Below are 15,455 nucleotides of genomic sequence, written 5' to 3' on the forward strand. Positions count from 1 at the left end.
TTGAATTATTGCAACCCGTGCGTTCTATCCCGTTACGGATACAGACGGTATAACGTACGCGGGAACGCGATCGTCTCGCGTACGTGGTCTAGGCCGCATATCCAAGCAACGGCTCTCTCTAGTCCCAAACCGAATCCCGAGTGCGGCACGGTGCCGTATTTGCGCAAGTCCATGTACCAGCCATACGCTTCTTCGGTCAACTCATGTTCCGCGAACCGTTCGGCCAGAAGCTCTGGATCGTCGATTCTCTGAGATCCGCCGATAATTTCCCCGTAACCTTCCGGCGCGATCATATCCGCGCAAAGCACGACTTCCGGACGGTTCGGATCGGGTTTCATGTAGAACGCTTTAAAACTTGCCGGATAATGGGTAATGAACACCGGACGGTCGAATTTCTCGGCGATCGCCGTCTCGTGAGGAGCGCCGAAGTCTTCGCCCCACGGCAGCTCCATTCCCACTTCTTTGAGCAATACGAGCGCTTCGTCATACGTAATCCGAGGGAACGGCGGCATAACGCGCTCAAGGGCCGCTACGTCGCGCTCCAAAACGGCAAGCTCGGCTCTGCAATCGGCAAGCACTTTGCCGACGACATGCGAGATGAACTGTTCTTGAACGTTCAAGTTCTGCTCGTGGTCAACGAACGCCATCTCGGGCTCGATCATCCAAAATTCGATCAGATGACGGCGGGTTTTGGATTTCTCCGCCCGGAACGTCGGTCCGAAGGAGTACACTTTGCCAAGCGCCATCGCGGCCGCTTCCATATACAGCTGACCGCTTTGGGTCAAATAAGCGTCTTCGTCGAAATATTTGGTATGGAACAAATTCGTCGTGCCTTCGCAAGAAGACGGCGTCAATACCGGCGGATCGACCAATGTAAAGCCTCTTTCGTCGAAGAAGCCTTGGATCGCGGATATGATCGTCGCGCGGATGCGCAAGATCGCCCTTTGCCGCGGAGCGCGGAGCCAGAGATGACGGTGATCCATCAAGAAGTCGACGCCATGCTCCTTCGGAGTAATCGGATAATCCTTCGCGATCTGGATGATCTCGATATCCGTAACTTGCAGCTCGTATCCGGAAGAGCTGCGAGGCTCTTCGCGCACCGTGCCCGTAACGTATAACGAACTCTCCTGCGTCAGCTGTCCGGCTTTCTCCCATACGGATTCGTCGACTTCGGCTTTGACGAGCACCCCTTGGATAAAGCCCAGTCCGTCGCGGATTTGCAGGAACTGGATTTTGCCGCTCGAACGCTTGCGCGTTAGCCAGCCTCCTAACGTAACCGTCTGCCCTACAAATTTACCTATCGTCCCCAAATCTGCTTTTTCCATGTTCATTCTCCTTCGTTAGATTGTTCATCGGAATCCGCTTCCGTTATGGTCTGATGTTGCTCAAGAACTAAGTTATAGGTGTCCCTTGCGATCAACAACTCTTCGTTCGTAGGAACGACGAGTACGCTAACCTTCGAATCGTCGGACGTAATCCGTCTAGGCTCCGACGATCGAACCGCGTTTCGTTCGCCGGACAGCTGCACTCCGAAAAACGTGAGTCCTTGGCACACCTCTTTGCGAAGCGCGTCCGAATTTTCCCCTACGCCCGCGGTAAAGACGATCGCATCCACTCCGTCCATCGCGGCGACGTACGAGCCGATATATTTGCGGATGCGATAAGCATACATCTCGAATGCAAGCTTCGCCTTCTCGTTGCCTTCTTTCATCGCATCGACGACCTCGCGCATGTCGCTGCTGATGCCCGAGATGGCAAGTAGTCCGCTATGCTTGTTCAGCATCGAATTGACTTCGTTTAAAGTCAGATCTTCTTTATTGATCGTGTAAGGCACGATTGCCGGATCCAGATCGCCGCTGCGGGTACCCATCATTAGACCCTCGAGCGGCGTCATGCCCATGCTCGTATCGTAAGATTGGCCATATAGAATCGCGGCGCAGCTCGCTCCGTTACCGATATGGCAAGTAATCAGCTTCAGCTCGGATAGCGGACGGCCGAGGAAATCGGCGGCTTTTTTGCTGACATAATCGTGGGAAGTACCATGGAACCCGTATCGGCGAATCTTATGCTTGCTGTACAGCACGGTCGGAATCGCGTACAAATACGATATCGGCGGCATCGTCTGATGGAAAGCCGTATCGAATACGACCGCCTGCGGCACCTCCGGAAGATTGGCCTCCACTGCTGCGATTCCCATCATGTGCGCAGGGTTATGCAGCGGGGCCAAGTCGAACAGCTTGCGGATTTCAAGCTTCACGGCCTGATCGACCAGCACGGAACGGCTGAACGACTCCCCTCCGTGCACGACGCGGTGTCCGACGGCTTGAATATCACTCATGTTGCGCAATACGCCGAATTTCTTATGCGTCAACATATCGAGAACCTTTTTGATCGCCGTCGTATGGTCGAGAATCTCGCTAACTTCCCTTACCTCCGGCTGATTGTCCACTTCATGGGTAAGAATCGAGGAGTCCATGCCGATTCTCTCTACGCGCCCTTTGGCGAGAACGTCTTCCGTCTCCATATTGTAAAGCTGGTATTTCAGCGAAGAGCTGCCCGCGTTTATGACGAGTATGTTCATGACAGTCTTTCACCGTCCTTGCCGTATTTGAAAAATCCGATTCCGCTTTTCACGCCAAGCTGGCCCGCGCGTACTTTTTTCTTCAGCAGGAATGAAGGCCGGTATTTCAGCTCCCCGAATTCGCGGAACATCCGGTCGAGCGCGGCAAGTACGGAATCGAGACCGAAACGGTCAGCCATCTCGAGCGGACCATGCTCGAACGAGTATCCGATTCTCATCGCGGAATCGATATCCGACGTGGAAGCGACTCCTTCCTCCAATAAATGGAGCGCTTCGTTAATCAACAAGCAGATCAATCTAGTCGTCACGAAACCCGGCGATTCGTACACCATGACGCCCTTCTTGGCCAGCACGTCTTCGATGAAGGACTTGGTCCGGTCGAACGTATCGTCGGACGTTTGCAAACCGCGGATAATTTCCACGACGTCGATGCGCAACGCAGGATAGACGAAATGCATTCCGATTACCCGTTCCGGATACGCGCTCGTGCCCGCCAGCTCCGTTAAGCTCAGCGTGGACGTATTGCTAGCCAATACGGCATTGTTGGCGAGTATGCCGTCCAATTGACGGAATACCTCCTTCTTTGCATCCAGGTCCTCGCTGATCGTCTCGATGACGAGATCGCAATCCGTTAAATATTGCAAGGAAGTTTCCATATGTATTCGGTTGAGCGTCAGCTTCTTCTCCGCCGCCGTGATCGCCCATCGTTCCATCTGGCGATCCAAGCTCTGTTCCAGCATTTCTCTCGCGTTCTGCAATCTTTCGGGCGTTCTCTCCACGAGATGAACGTCCATCCCTTTGACCGCAAGCATCTCCGCGATACTCTGCCCCATCGTGCCCGCGCCGACTACGCCGATAATCTTAAACATGACCGTATTCCCTCCAGCTCGACTGCGCCGCCGATCGGCGGCTCTATTCCCTAATAAACAATAAGATGAGTATACCCGACTTCCGCTCGCGATCGGTCGCGACGCTAAGAAAGTTCGGGTACTCTCATCTTATCATAATTCGGCCTATTTTGCCGAAGCGGCGAACCATTTGGTGAACATGGTTTTCCAATTCTCAACGTAAGATTGCTTCGTCGCCCATTGCACCATAACGACCGATTCGTTGGAGCCAAGCTCGATATCCACCGGCTTCATCTCCGACTTCGGCAATTGGTACGGATACAGCTTAATGCTGGTCGGAGTGACGATGACGACGACATCTTGATCTTGCGACGTATAGGCGTCCACTGCCGTCGGTTCGAGTTTTACCACCTTATCCCAGCTAATCGCGAGCGGTTTGTCCTTCACGATATTGTCCGTCAGTTCGACCGGTATCGTCGGCCAGCCAGGGATAGCGGAAACCTCTACGACTCCGGCGGATGTCGACTGTTTGGCTACCCATTTGGCCGAATCCCTCGATATAGCCCATTCATCGGCGTCGGCCCCCGTCGGATTGTTTTTCAGCGCCTTGGCTAGCGAATAGTGGTTAACCTCTAAGGAATCGGAGGACGTCCCCCTGTTCGCGGAAGTTAGATCGGCGACGCTATTGACCCATGCGCTGCTCTTGTCTACCGAATTGCCGTTCTCGTCCACGTTTACCGTCCTCAGAATCGAGACGAACTCGTTACCCGCGTACAAAAGCTTTTCGGTCGCCCTTATCGAATCCTTAAACATGGCGGCGTTCCAATCTCCCCGTCCCCCCCGAGCGGATAGAAGCGTCTGCGTTCCCTTGCCCAAGTCGTCCGCAACGGCATCGATTTTCCAGAAGTCCGATTTATACGGCATCCAGATCCCTTCCCCGCTCTTTACGAAAGAGAGCTGGTCATTCTCCGGCGCAACGATGAACGTTCGGTAACTGCTTCGGTTATCTCCCTGCGCGCCGTCTTGCCTGAGCCCGATGACGACAGCCGAGTGGGGAATCGGATTGATCTCTTCGGTAGAAGCGGCGTGCGAAGTTTCCGAAGGCTGTTGCGAAGCTTGGAACTGTTTGTCCGCGTTGTCCGTTGCGATGCCGTGCCAGCCCCAGACTCCGACGGCGACGCCTATAAGTAATAGCATGGAAATGCTTGCCGCGTTCCATCGGATGAACCAAGGCCGGTTTTTGTTGCGCTTGCGTACCGGCTGGTCGAGACTTTCGTTTATTTTGCGCCTTAGCGATTCATCGAATCCATTCCGAGTCAGCGGACCGCGCGCCAGCTGTTCGAATAATTCTTTGTCATCCATTAGCGGTTCGCCTCCTTCATCTTGGATAATTTTTGCCGGGCGTGGAACATTCGGGATTTAACCGTTCCTTCCGTCACGTCGAGCACTTGGGCGATTTCTTTCAGCGATAACTGGTGATGAGCGTATAGGATAATTACTTCGCGGTATTTTTTAGGCAGCTCCAGTACCATTCTCCACATGTCGTTAACGGCTGATTTCTCCAGCACGTCGTGTTCGACGGAATGGCGCTCCCCATAGTCTTCGACGACATCCGAAAGCGTTACCTTACGGAAAAAAGCCGATCTCTGGTAGTCGATGGCCGTGTTTCGCGTAATCGTAAGCAGCCAAGTTTTGACCGAGGCGTCCCTGCGGAACGCGTGCATGTTGCGGAATACTTTAATGAACACCTCTTGGGTAATGTCGTCCGACAAATCCCATTTGCGCGTAATGCTATAGGCGTAGTTCCATACATCTTTGCCGTAAGCGGTCATTAATTCGTTGAGCAACCCTTTGTTATCGTCGCTCTCGACCATATATTTAAGGAAATCGAAATTCCGTTGCGAGTCCAAGCTTGCCACCTCTATTCCATTTGACGATTCAAATCGGCACTAGGTTCAATGCTATCATATTTTCCTCGTATTTTCTTGCGGCTCGTCAAAAAATTCGCGAATCGGACGACGGTAAAATCCCGGATGTTCATAATTTGTTAAGTGCTTTGCTCCTATAATTGTGTAGAAAAATGTCGAATGGGAGAATAGCCCAATCGGCTAATCATCATTGTAGGAGGCATAATATGTTATCGAAAAAGAGCAAGCGGTTTTTCCTCATTACCTTGTGCGCGTTCCTCGCGTTCGCGTGCCTATCCGTTATTCCCGTGAAAGATAGCCATGCGGCGCCCGCGGATACGATTCTGTCCGTTGGGGATACGCGGGGCATCGCCTATCATGACGGATACGTGTATGCCGCTAGCCGGACGTATGACAAAATCACCAGAACTTCCCTCGCTACGGGTACGGTATCCGACGTAGTCGTCTTTCCTGAATACACGAGCGTCATGACGGTAGCGTTGAACGCCGCTGGCGATTTGTTCTACACACTGGATAGCGATATCCGCATTTACAAAATTTCCGCAACCGATATCGTGAACGGGACCGCTTCTCAGAACGACGCCTCGGCAGCTTATACGGCACCAGGTAGCGGCGACCGTTACCTATATGGGTTAACGTTCGACAAAGTCGATAACCTTATCTTCATCATGAATTATTTCGGACCGGTCTTCTCCGAATTCGCAAGCGTCTACAAAATCGAGCCCGGACAATCCGAAGCTACCGAATGGATTTCCGGATTTACGACTTTCCTGAACGGCGTCGCGATTTCTTCCGACGGCAATGCTTATCTGTTGACGGAATACGGCAGCTTGTTCAAAAACACCCCGAATAACCTCGTTTCCGAGATACCCGAAATCGCGTCAAGCGGTCTGGCATTTCTGCCCGACGGGTTTTTATACGCTTCAAATATGACCAGTACGATACACAAGACGACGATCGCGAACGAGCCCGTAACGCCGACCGATCCGACTGATCCGCCTTCTTCCGGCAGCTCGACGCCGACGGGACCCGTGACCGAGACCGTCATTGCCGACGTCGAAGGCGGTACGCAAGGAAAAATCGCCCAAACGAAAATCACACGCACGACCAAGCCAGACGGCACTAAAAGCGACTTCGTCTCCTTCTCGCCCGACAATGCGGCGGAGACGATCGCCAAATTGAAAGACGACGGGGCGAAAGCCGTTCGCATCGTCATTCCGGATGCCAAGGACGAAGTATCCGAGCTTCGTTTGGAGCTGCCAGCGGGTACTCTCCGCGCCATCTCGAGCAGCGGACTGAATCTCGAGATTTACACGAACAACGGCATCGTCACGATCCCAAACGGTTCGTTGTCCGGATTGTCAGAAGACCTTTATTTCCACCTCGTTCCGATCAAGAAGGAAGACGAACGCCAAGAAGTCGAAGCGCGCGCCCGGAAGGAACAGATCGTCAAGAACGCGCTTGGGAACGAGGACGTTAAAGTCGTCGGCCGCCCGATGTCGATCGAAACGAACATGAAAAGTCGCGAAGTCGCACTGACATTGCCGTTGGACCAATCCTGGCTGCCGAGCGACCCGAGGGAGCAAGAAGCCTATTTGAAAGATCTCGGCATCTTCATCGAGCATAGCGACGGGGAACGGAAATTGGTGAGACCGGCCATCGCGACACTGCCGGGCGGCAGGCTCGGCCTCTCGTTCACCGTCCTGAAATTCAGTACGTTCACGATCGTTCACGCGGACAACCTGTCGGAGATTTTGCTTGCCGATGGCGGAAGCGGCGCCCAAGGCAAGCATTCCGCTTACATGAAAGGGTACGCCGACGGCTCGTTCAAACCGGAGCAAGCGGTAAGCCGATCGGAGATCGCCGCGATTTTGTACCGGTTGCTACAAGATCGTTACGCGGATGGGAAAGTCATCGCCTTCTCCGACGTCGCCTCAAACTTCTGGGCGAGCGCGGAAATTCGCTTCGCCGCGTCCAACGGGCTTATGATCGGTTATACCGACGGCAGCTTTAAGCCGAACGGGGACATTACGCGCGCGGAAATGGCGGCGATGCTTGCCAGGTTGGCCAAGTTAACCGGCAAGACGGAAGCTTCGGTCGTTCGTTTCGCCGACGTCGACGGCACTTGGGCCGCGGGCGCCATCGCCCAAGCCGCCCAAGCGGGATTCATGAAAGGCTATCCGGACGGAAGCTTTAAGCCGAATCAAACGGTAACGCGCGCCGAAGCCGTGACGATCTTCAACCGGGTCGCGAACCGCGGTCCGCTGCAAGGAGTAGTGACGCCTTCGTGGAAGGACGTTGCTACCGGCTACTGGGCGTTCAAGGACATCGAAGAAGCGTCCCAGGATCACGCCTACGAGAAAATGGAAGATCGGACGGAACAGCTCGTCCGTTAACGTAAACAACATGCGAAAGAGCCTTCGGAATCACGTTGGATTCCGAAGGCTCTTTTTTACGTGCTTAAGCGGCTTGAAGTTTGATTTGACGGCGAAGCTGCTCGCCGGTCAACGTTTCCTCGCTGATGAGATGCGCGAGCAGATGCTCGAACGTCTCTTTATGCTTGCCGAGAAGCGCTCTCGTCCGGCCGGTCAGTTCTTCGAGGATTTTGCCGTTTTCTTCCGACCACTGCTCTTGCGTCAAAGCTTCGGGGTGCACGATTCCCAAATCGGACATGCCCGATTCGATCATCGTCCTCACGATGTTCGTCGCTTGGTCAAAGTCTCCGCGAGATCCGGTACTGCGCCCGCCGTAGAAAATTTCCTCGGCTACGGCGCCGCCTAACGCGATCATGATCTGCTGTTCAAGGAACTCCAGCGTGTACAGATAACTGTCTTGCTGCGGATGGTGACGAACATAGCCGAGCGCTTGACCGCGCGGCGTCAAAGACACTTGCGCGACGCTCTCGGGCCGCACGTTCTCGGCGACGATCGCATGGCCGAGTTCGTGGATCGCAACGCGTTCGCGTTCTTCGCGCGTCGTCTCGCGGTCCATCCGTTCGCCCATCATCACCTTGTCGATCGCTTGGGACAGATGCTCGCTTCCGATCGTTTCGGACTGCTCGCGCATAGCGTAGATGGCCGCTTCGTTCATCACGCTCTCGAGCTGCGCCCCGGAAAATCCGAAAGTCTCTTCGGCGACTTTGCCGAGCGACGCGTCCGGGGAGAGCGGCTTATTGCGGGCGTGCAGTCGCAAAATATGTTCTCTGGCCGACTTGTCCGGCAAGTCCACTTGAATCTGGCGGTCGAAACGACCGGGACGCAGCAATGCCGAATCCAGGAGCTCTTTGCGGTTCGTCGCGGCGATCAAAAGCACGCGAACGCTCTCGTCTCCTTGAACGCCGTCCATTTCGGTCAACAACTGGTTAAGCGTCTGGTCGTATTCCCGATGCTGGCCGCCGTCGCGTTTGCCGCCGATCCCGTCGATCTCGTCGATGAAAATAATCGCGCTATCGCGTTTTAATTTCAAAGCTTGCTGACGGGCTTCCTTGAACAAATCCCGGATACGGCCCGCGCCGACGCCGACGTACATCTCCACGAATTCGCTACCCGACGCGGCGATGAATGCGGAATGGGTATATTGGGCTGCCGCTTTGGCTAGTAATGTTTTACCGGTTCCCGGAGGGCCCGTCAATAAAATACCCTTGAGCGGGCGAATGCCGAGCTTCTGAATTTTCTCACGGTGCACCAGAAAGTCGAGCGCTTCCGTCAGTTCCCGCTTCGGCTGTTCTTGGCCGCCGATGTCCTCGAACGTAAGGAATTCGGGCTTGCGGGTCGCCGCCTTCTTGCCTGCGGCTCCCATCGCCAGGCCGCCTCGCGAACGAGTGAACAGGAATATCGCGCCGAACATCAGCAAGCCCATTACCAGAATGGCCGGCGGCAATCCGACGTACAATAGGAACACGAGCACGACGAATATTGCGCCTATCGCCACTTCCATACCGTAATTGCTTATTTTACGCATTTGGCCACGCTCCTAACGTTGCGGGCTGGCGCGGCAGCACGATGAACTTCGCCGCGTTTCCGTCCCGCATCGAGATATACACGTTGTTATCATCCATGTCCGTCGTTGCCGTCACGCCCGGAAACTGTTTGGACAGCGAGTCCATCGCGTCGCGAACTCCGGAATACTTGTGGTTCTCCATCGACTCCGCGACGTCGAACAACGCGTAACTCCAAGCCTTGTCCAGTCTGGCGTTACCGGATGCCGTCGGCGCGAGTTCAAGATCCTTGCTGCCGATCTCTCCCGCTCCGTTTTGCTTGATCTGCCGATATACGTCGCCGAGATTTGCGTCCGGAGCGAGCTTTACGTCTACTTTTACGGAACCCGTCGACATGATTACTTTCGCGGATTGTACGCCCGGAACCGCATTCGCTACGCGGTCTAACGGTTGCTCCACGCCGTAATGGCGATAGGCGAACCATCCTCCGAACAGTATTGCGGCCGTTAACGCCGCCGTTATCGTAATCGGTAATATTTTTATTTTTTTCATACAGCCGATCCCCTCCAAGTTGTTAATGATGATCTATCGCGATCGGGACTTGTACGTAATGGTCGAATATGGTCAAACTCACGTCTCGAATTGCCGAATCCATCAGCTGAGTACATCTATCAGTATATCAGCATTCGATAGACGAATCGCTATTAAATAGATGGTAAGACAACCAATTGGTTAAACGTCAACAAAAAAAACGCCTTTCGGCGTTTTTTTGCGATTGCTAACTCGCGGTCGTTTAACTGGATAATACGAACGTTTTGAGCAACGTACCGTTCTCCAGCGAGTAGAAATCGAGCGATTGTCGTTGCTTATCGGTTCCGGTCCAGTAACGGATCTCCCATGCCGGCGCATCCTTAAACCAGCCGGGAATGATCCGGATCGGCGTTCCCTCGTGCTCAAGGCCGAATTGCGCCAGCATTTGCTTTCGCGATAGATTCTCGCTCATTTTCTCGCGCACGATTTCGTTCGCGCGTTCGAATATCATCCACGGTTCGCCATCGGCGTCTTTGCCCGACACGACCCACACCGTCTCGTCCCACGTGTGGGATGCCGCGTCGGAAATACTGGTCAAGCCCCCTTGCTCCTTCGCGATCCGAATGGCGTTATTTTCGGCGTTGCGGTATTCCGAATCCGAAGATCGCACGTACAGGAAAAACGATACGAGTACGAACGCGACGAATCCGGTCACGAGAAATATCCATTTCACGAGAGAGAGGGACGGGAGCTTTTTGGGTCCCCCGCTGCGCATCAGAATCATCCCCTTAACCTACGGAAACAACGCTCCGCTTCCGCGAGAATTTTCTCTTCGTCCAACGTGAGAAGCTTGCCGTCCCTAAGCAATTGTTTGCCGTCGACCCAAACGTGGGCAACATCGGAGCCTCTGGCGGCATACGCCAAATGCGAAACGTAATCGGTATGCGGGACAAAATGCGGTTGGGCGAGCGACAACGCGATGAAGTCCGCTTTCAGTCCTTCCTTCAATTGTCCCGTTACCCCTTGCAAGCCGATCGAGCGAGCTCCGTACGTCGTACCCATTCGCAGCGCTTCCACTGCCGGAATGACGGTCGGATCGCCGGAAACTCCTTTGTGAAGCAAAGCGGCCATCGTAATTTCTTGGAAAAGATCGAGATTATTGTTGCTAGCCGCGCTATCCGTTCCCAGAGACACCGTGACCCCGGCTTTCAGCAATTCGGGCACTCTCGCCACGCCGCTGGCAAGCTTAAGGTTGCTCACAGGGTTATGCGACACGGCGACGTTTCGTTCGGCTAGCAACGCGATTTCCTCATCGTTAAGATGAACGGCATGCGCAACGAGCGTCGGACGGCTGAACATCCCCAGACGGTCGAGATGCTCTACCGGACGATAGCCGTAGTCTCTTACATTCTGCTCGACTTCCGCGATCGTCTCCGACATATGAGTATGCATCGGCAAATCCAAATCATGAGCCGCTTCCACGAACTTCTCGATATAATCCGGAGGGCAAGTATAAGGAGCGTGCGGGGAAATCATGACGCTAATGCGTCCGTCCGCCGCGCCGTGCCAGTCCTTCGCGAATTGAATCGCGTCCGCAAGTTTCGCCTTTTGCACGTCCTCCGGACACAACCCGATAACCCCGCGCGTCAAGCTGGCGCGCATCCCGGATTGTTCCACGACTTCGGCAACGCGGTGCATATGATCGTACATATCGACGAAAGTCGTCGTACCGCTCTTGATCATCTCGGCCGCGGCAAGCGCGGAGCCCCAGTAGACGTCGTCTCCCGTGTACTTCGCTTCGGTCGGCCACATATGATTTTGCAGCCAATCCTGCAGCGCAAGATCGTCCGCCAAGCCGCGGAGCAAGGACATTGCGGCATGGCCATGCGTATTGACTAATCCCGGCATGAACAGCAATCCGCGGCCATCCATGGTTTCGGTCGCTTGAGCAAGCTCCGACTGAGGCGCTTCCCCTTCGCCCAAACCGACGATTTTGCCTTCTTCTACCGCCATCCAACCGCGAAATTGAAGCTGCGATTCATCCATCGTGACGAAATATCCTTGATTGATTAGCAGACGAGTCATTTCTATTCGTCACCTTCCTTAGCTTCATTAATATGATCCATATAGTAGGCAAGGCTTAGCAATTCCGCCGTGAAATCCGCATTGTGTATTCTCACGCCGGGCACGGCTTTAAGCACGACTGGCGCGAAATTCAGCAGTCCGCGAATGCCTGCGGCAATGAATTGATCCGCGACGTTCTGGGCTTCCGGAGCCGGAACCGTAATGATTCCTACCGATATGTCCAATTGCTGTACGGAAGCGGAAAGCTCCTGCATCGGCCGTACGGTCATATGGTTGATTTGCGTCCCTTTTTTGCTTTCGTCCGCGTCGAAGACGGCGACGATTTTCATATTGTCTTTAATATACGTATTATAATTGCATAATGCCCGTCCCAAGTTGCCCGTGCCGACCAAAGCGACGTACATCGTCTTGTCGAGCTTAAGAATTTGACGGATTTTCTCGATCAGATAATCGACGTTATAACCGACGCCTTTACGGCCGAACTCGCCGAAATAGGCCAGATCCTTGCGGATTTGCGCCGGATTGAGATCCAGCTTTTCCCCCAAATCCTGAGAGGATACGGTTTGAATATTGCTTAAGCTTAACTCGTTAAGAAAGCGCAAATAAATCGGCAATCTCCTAACGACGGCTTCGGATATTTTAATCGGCTTCATGAAGTCTCCCCCTCTCCCTGTTCCTCTGAGCTTACGGGCTGAAGCCACGATCGGACTCTGTCAGCCATCGCGACCGTAGGCAAATGCTCCATTTTAGGGCCGGGTAGCGAATACAGAAAGTATTTGCCGTAATTCGTATCGATGACCCTCGTATCGTACAAAATAACGATTCCCCTATCCGTAGAAGTCCTAACCAATCGGCCGAAACCTTGTTTGAATCGAATGACGGCTTGCGGCAGCGAAAGTTTCATGAACGGATTTTTATTTTCCGCCTGCAGTTTCTCCGATTTGGCTTCCGCTACCGGATGATTGGGAGGCTGGAACGGTAATCGCACGATAGCCAAACACGTGAGCGCGTCGCCGGGCAGATCGATACCTTCCCAGAAACTGCTCGTCCCAAGCAGAACGGAAGCCGGCTGCTTAACGAATTGCTGGGTAAGACGGCTTCGGCTTCCACCGTCCAGCCCTTGCCCGAGCACTTGGATTCCGCTCGTCTCCAACCGTTCCTTTAGAGGACCGTACACAGTCTTTAGCATGCGATGCGACGTGAACAAGACGAGCATTCTTCCGCCGACGGTCCGCGCCATTTCTTCCAAAGAATCCGTTAGCGCGTTTAAGAACGCTTTTTCCCCGTCTTTACCCTTAATGCCGGGAAAGTCCCGGGGAATAAGCACGAGCGCTTGCTCGCGATACTTGAACGGAGACGGCAGCATGGCGGTTTTCAGTCGTCCGCCCTTCTCCGCATCGTCCAAGCCTAGTTGTTCCGTCACGTAACGGAACGATTTGTCGATCGTAAGCGTCGCGGAAGTCATGATGACGCTCGCCTTGCGATCGAAGACGCCTTCCTTCAGCAGTCCGCTGACGTCCGCCGGTACGCCGTAGATCCATATCGATCTTCCCCGATATTGGGAATGCCCTTCTACCCAATAGACGAATTCGGGCTTGCCAAGCGCGACGAAAGACTGCGTGTCCGACCTGACGTTCGAGAGATCCTTCAACACACCGCTCAGATCGGTAAGCAGGCCTTGCATGCTGAGCTCGTCCGCCTCTTCGCGGATTTCGACCGTCAGCTTCTCTAGCGGCCGGATAATGTCCGATAAGAGCTGGATGACATTGTTGCCGTCTACGGATAGGCTTTCCCATTGTTCGGGCAATTGGTTCGGCTTTAACCGGTAAGACAGATTTCCTGTCTCGTCCGCCGCTGCGTTCGAAGCGAGCAACCCGTATAAAGCGTCCATCCAACGTTCCCAAGCATCCCGGATTTCGTGAACCTTCGGCACGATCAGCTCCAGCTTCTCCGCCCATACGGACGATTCCGTGGAACCAAGCGATGCAACGGCTCCGATTAACTGAGGAAGCAAGCCCGTTTTCGCGTCTTTCCACAGGCGTTGCATCGGAACGATCAGCGTGGAATGTCCCGTCTTCTGACCGAGATGGTTGCTCGCCACCTCTTCGAGATGATGGGCCTCGTCGACGATTAACCGGTCGTACGCGGGAAGCAGTCGGTGATCGGCTCGCATGTCCGTAAACAACAGCGCATGATTCGTAATAATCAAATCCGCTTTGCCGGCATCTTGCCTGGCGCGATGATAGAAACATCTCTTAAACCAAGGGCAAGCGCGATTCAAGCATGACGCCGTATCGCTGGCAACCGCATCCCACTCTTCCTTGTTCCGACCGCCCACGTTAAGCTCCTCGGCTTCGCCTCTGGTCGTTTCGCCGAGCCAGACGGTCATTCCCCCGCGAACGACGGCTTCTTCGCGGCTGAAAGCGTGCTCGGGAATTTGCTGGCGATTCTCGAACTTCCGCAAACATAAGTAATTGCTCCGCCCTTTGAACACCGATGCGCGGAATGGCATCGGCAATGCTTGCTGCAGCAGCGGCAAATCCCGTTCTCGAAGTTGTTCCTGCAATTGAATCGTATGCGTACTTACGACGACTTTTTTGTCTTCTTTCAGACCATAATAGAGAGAAGGCAACAAATATCCTAACGATTTTCCCGTACCCGTACCCGCTTCGACGAGCAGATGCGCGTCGTCTTGCAGGGCGCCGAACACTTCCTTAAACATGATGTCCTGGCCTTCCCTCGTTTCGTAAGCCGGGAACATCGTCTTCAGGTTATTTTGTACGGCTTCCATATACGCGTCGAAATCCATATCTTCGAGAAGATCGTTGCGATCCTGCGGGGCTTCTTCGCTCCAATCTCCGACGTTCATCGCGAATTGGCGGAAATGATGCAAACCTTCTTCCGAGAGGAACGGCTGGGTTTCCCTCCAAGCCGCGACATGGGAAATCAACCAGCCGAGGTCGCTGGCTTCCGGATCGAACATGCCGTTTAATCGTTGCAGGGTAAATAGAGGAAGCATCCGTAGCTTCTCCAGGCATAATCGGAAAAGTTCCGCCGTCGCCAATGCATCGCAGTCCGCCCGATGAGGGTTTTCATGCGCGATGCCAAAAGCCTGCGTAAGCGATGTAAGAGCGAACGAGGGTTGCGTAGGGAAAACCAACCGTGCCAGCTCAACCGTATCGAGCATTCTGCCCGTGAAGGGCAAATAACCGCTCCTGTCGAGGGCGGCTTGCAGGAAACCCGCGTCGAATTCAACGTTGTGCGCTACAAGCACCGCGTCCTGCAGCAAGGGTACGATGGCGTTAAGCATATCTTCCATTTCCGGCGCATTCGCTACCTCTTCGTCGGTAATTCCCGTCAAACGGGTAATTTCCGCGGGAATCGGATTGCCGGGACGAACAAAGCTCGCATACGCGGAACAAACGGTACCCGCTTCGTCGATAAGCGCGAGTCCCGTTTGTATGATTTCATCTTTATCGGACGACATGCCCGTTGTTTCGAAATCGAGCACGGCAAATTTCATTCCAGACTTCCTTTCCTTCCGG

Annotated in this window: 12 protein-coding genes; 1 reads left to right on the plus strand and 11 read right to left on the minus strand. The window is 54.1% G+C overall.

Annotated elements, in window-relative coordinates; genetic code table 11:
- Positions 1 to 32: 32 nt before the first annotated feature.
- From asnS to D7Z26_RS03225, 5 genes are all read right to left on the minus strand, one after another.
- Positions 33 to 1,325, minus strand: coding sequence for an asparagine--tRNA ligase (asnS, locus tag D7Z26_RS03205; protein ID WP_120974625.1), 1,293 nt, complete (start codon positions 1,323 to 1,325; stop codon positions 33 to 35).
- 2 nt (positions 1,326 to 1,327) lie between these two features.
- Positions 1,328 to 2,581: an acetate kinase gene (locus D7Z26_RS03210; protein ID WP_120974626.1), complete on the minus strand. Its 1,254-nt coding sequence runs from the start codon at positions 2,579 to 2,581 to the stop codon at positions 1,328 to 1,330.
- Complete coding sequence (locus tag D7Z26_RS03215) at positions 2,578 to 3,450, minus strand: 3-hydroxyacyl-CoA dehydrogenase family protein (protein WP_120974627.1); 873 nt, start codon at positions 3,448 to 3,450, stop codon at positions 2,578 to 2,580. The genes D7Z26_RS03210 and D7Z26_RS03215 overlap by 4 nt, the downstream gene beginning before the upstream one ends.
- Before the next feature lie 144 nt (positions 3,451 to 3,594).
- Positions 3,595 to 4,791 carry a hypothetical protein gene (locus D7Z26_RS03220; protein WP_120974628.1) on the minus strand — a complete coding sequence of 399 codons (1,197 nt, stop codon included), beginning with the start codon at positions 4,789 to 4,791 and terminating at the stop codon, positions 3,595 to 3,597.
- The gene (locus tag D7Z26_RS03225) at positions 4,791 to 5,348 is read right to left on the minus strand and encodes an RNA polymerase sigma factor (protein ID WP_407643480.1); all 558 of its coding nucleotides are present in this window, start codon (positions 5,346 to 5,348) and stop codon (positions 4,791 to 4,793) included. The genes D7Z26_RS03220 and D7Z26_RS03225 overlap by 1 nt, the downstream gene beginning before the upstream one ends.
- Positions 5,349 to 5,563: 215 nt before the next feature.
- Between D7Z26_RS03225 and D7Z26_RS03230 the strand changes: the two genes are divergently transcribed.
- Positions 5,564 to 7,753, plus strand: coding sequence for an S-layer homology domain-containing protein (locus D7Z26_RS03230; RefSeq protein ID WP_158602172.1), 2,190 nt, complete (start codon positions 5,564 to 5,566; stop codon positions 7,751 to 7,753).
- Positions 7,754 to 7,817: 64 nt separating this feature from the next.
- Here D7Z26_RS03230 and D7Z26_RS03235 read toward each other — a convergent pair whose 3' ends face one another.
- From D7Z26_RS03235 to dinG, 6 genes are all read right to left on the minus strand, one after another.
- Positions 7,818 to 9,308: an AAA family ATPase gene (locus D7Z26_RS03235; protein ID WP_407643483.1), complete on the minus strand. Its 1,491-nt coding sequence runs from the start codon at positions 9,306 to 9,308 to the stop codon at positions 7,818 to 7,820.
- Position 9,309: 1 nt separating this feature from the next.
- Positions 9,310 to 9,846 carry a hypothetical protein gene (locus tag D7Z26_RS03240; RefSeq protein WP_120974631.1) on the minus strand — a complete coding sequence of 179 codons (537 nt, stop codon included), beginning with the start codon at positions 9,844 to 9,846 and terminating at the stop codon, positions 9,310 to 9,312.
- A 241-nt stretch (positions 9,847 to 10,087) separates the two neighbouring features.
- Positions 10,088 to 10,600 (minus strand): cell wall elongation regulator TseB-like domain-containing protein, encoded by a 513-nt coding sequence (locus tag D7Z26_RS03245; protein WP_120974632.1) that lies wholly within the window; start codon positions 10,598 to 10,600, stop codon positions 10,088 to 10,090.
- A 5-nt stretch (positions 10,601 to 10,605) separates the two neighbouring features.
- On the minus strand, positions 10,606 to 11,910 hold the full coding sequence (locus D7Z26_RS03250; RefSeq protein WP_199731647.1) for an amidohydrolase: 1,305 nt from the start codon (positions 11,908 to 11,910) through the stop codon (positions 10,606 to 10,608).
- Between the two features lie 2 nt (positions 11,911 to 11,912).
- Positions 11,913 to 12,563, minus strand: a complete 651-nt coding sequence (locus D7Z26_RS03255; protein ID WP_120974634.1) for a redox-sensing transcriptional repressor Rex — start codon at positions 12,561 to 12,563, stop codon at positions 11,913 to 11,915.
- Positions 12,560 to 15,433: an ATP-dependent DNA helicase DinG gene (gene dinG, locus D7Z26_RS03260; protein WP_120974635.1), complete on the minus strand. Its 2,874-nt coding sequence runs from the start codon at positions 15,431 to 15,433 to the stop codon at positions 12,560 to 12,562. The genes D7Z26_RS03255 and dinG overlap by 4 nt, the downstream gene beginning before the upstream one ends.
- Positions 15,434 to 15,455: the final 22 nt, after the last annotated feature.

Source organism: Cohnella endophytica, from assembly GCF_003628305.1.
GTDB lineage: Bacteria > Bacillota > Bacilli > Paenibacillales > Paenibacillaceae > Cohnella > Cohnella endophytica.

What these genes read in the sequence shown, in the direction of transcription:
- asnS (WP_120974625.1), bottom strand. Translation starts at nt 1,325, where the DNA reads ATGGAAAAAGCAGATTTGGGGACGATAGGTAAATTTGTAGGGCAGACG.
- D7Z26_RS03210 (WP_120974626.1), bottom strand. Translation starts at nt 2,581, where the DNA reads ATGAACATACTCGTCATAAACGCGGGCAGCTCTTCGCTGAAATACCAG.
- D7Z26_RS03215 (WP_120974627.1), bottom strand. Translation starts at nt 3,450, where the DNA reads ATGTTTAAGATTATCGGCGTAGTCGGCGCGGGCACGATGGGGCAGAGT.
- D7Z26_RS03220 (WP_120974628.1), bottom strand. Translation starts at nt 4,791, where the DNA reads ATGGATGACAAAGAATTATTCGAACAGCTGGCGCGCGGTCCGCTGACT.
- D7Z26_RS03230 (WP_158602172.1), top strand. Translation starts at nt 5,564, where the DNA reads ATGTTATCGAAAAAGAGCAAGCGGTTTTTCCTCATTACCTTGTGCGCG.
- D7Z26_RS03240 (WP_120974631.1), bottom strand. Translation starts at nt 9,846, where the DNA reads ATGAAAAAAATAAAAATATTACCGATTACGATAACGGCGGCGTTAACG.
- D7Z26_RS03245 (WP_120974632.1), bottom strand. Translation starts at nt 10,600, where the DNA reads ATGCGCAGCGGGGGACCCAAAAAGCTCCCGTCCCTCTCTCTCGTGAAA.
- D7Z26_RS03250 (WP_199731647.1), bottom strand. Translation starts at nt 11,910, where the DNA reads ATGACTCGTCTGCTAATCAATCAAGGATATTTCGTCACGATGGATGAA.
- D7Z26_RS03255 (WP_120974634.1), bottom strand. Translation starts at nt 12,563, where the DNA reads ATGAAGCCGATTAAAATATCCGAAGCCGTCGTTAGGAGATTGCCGATT.
- dinG (WP_120974635.1), bottom strand. Translation starts at nt 15,433, where the DNA reads ATGAAATTTGCCGTGCTCGATTTCGAAACAACGGGCATGTCGTCCGAT.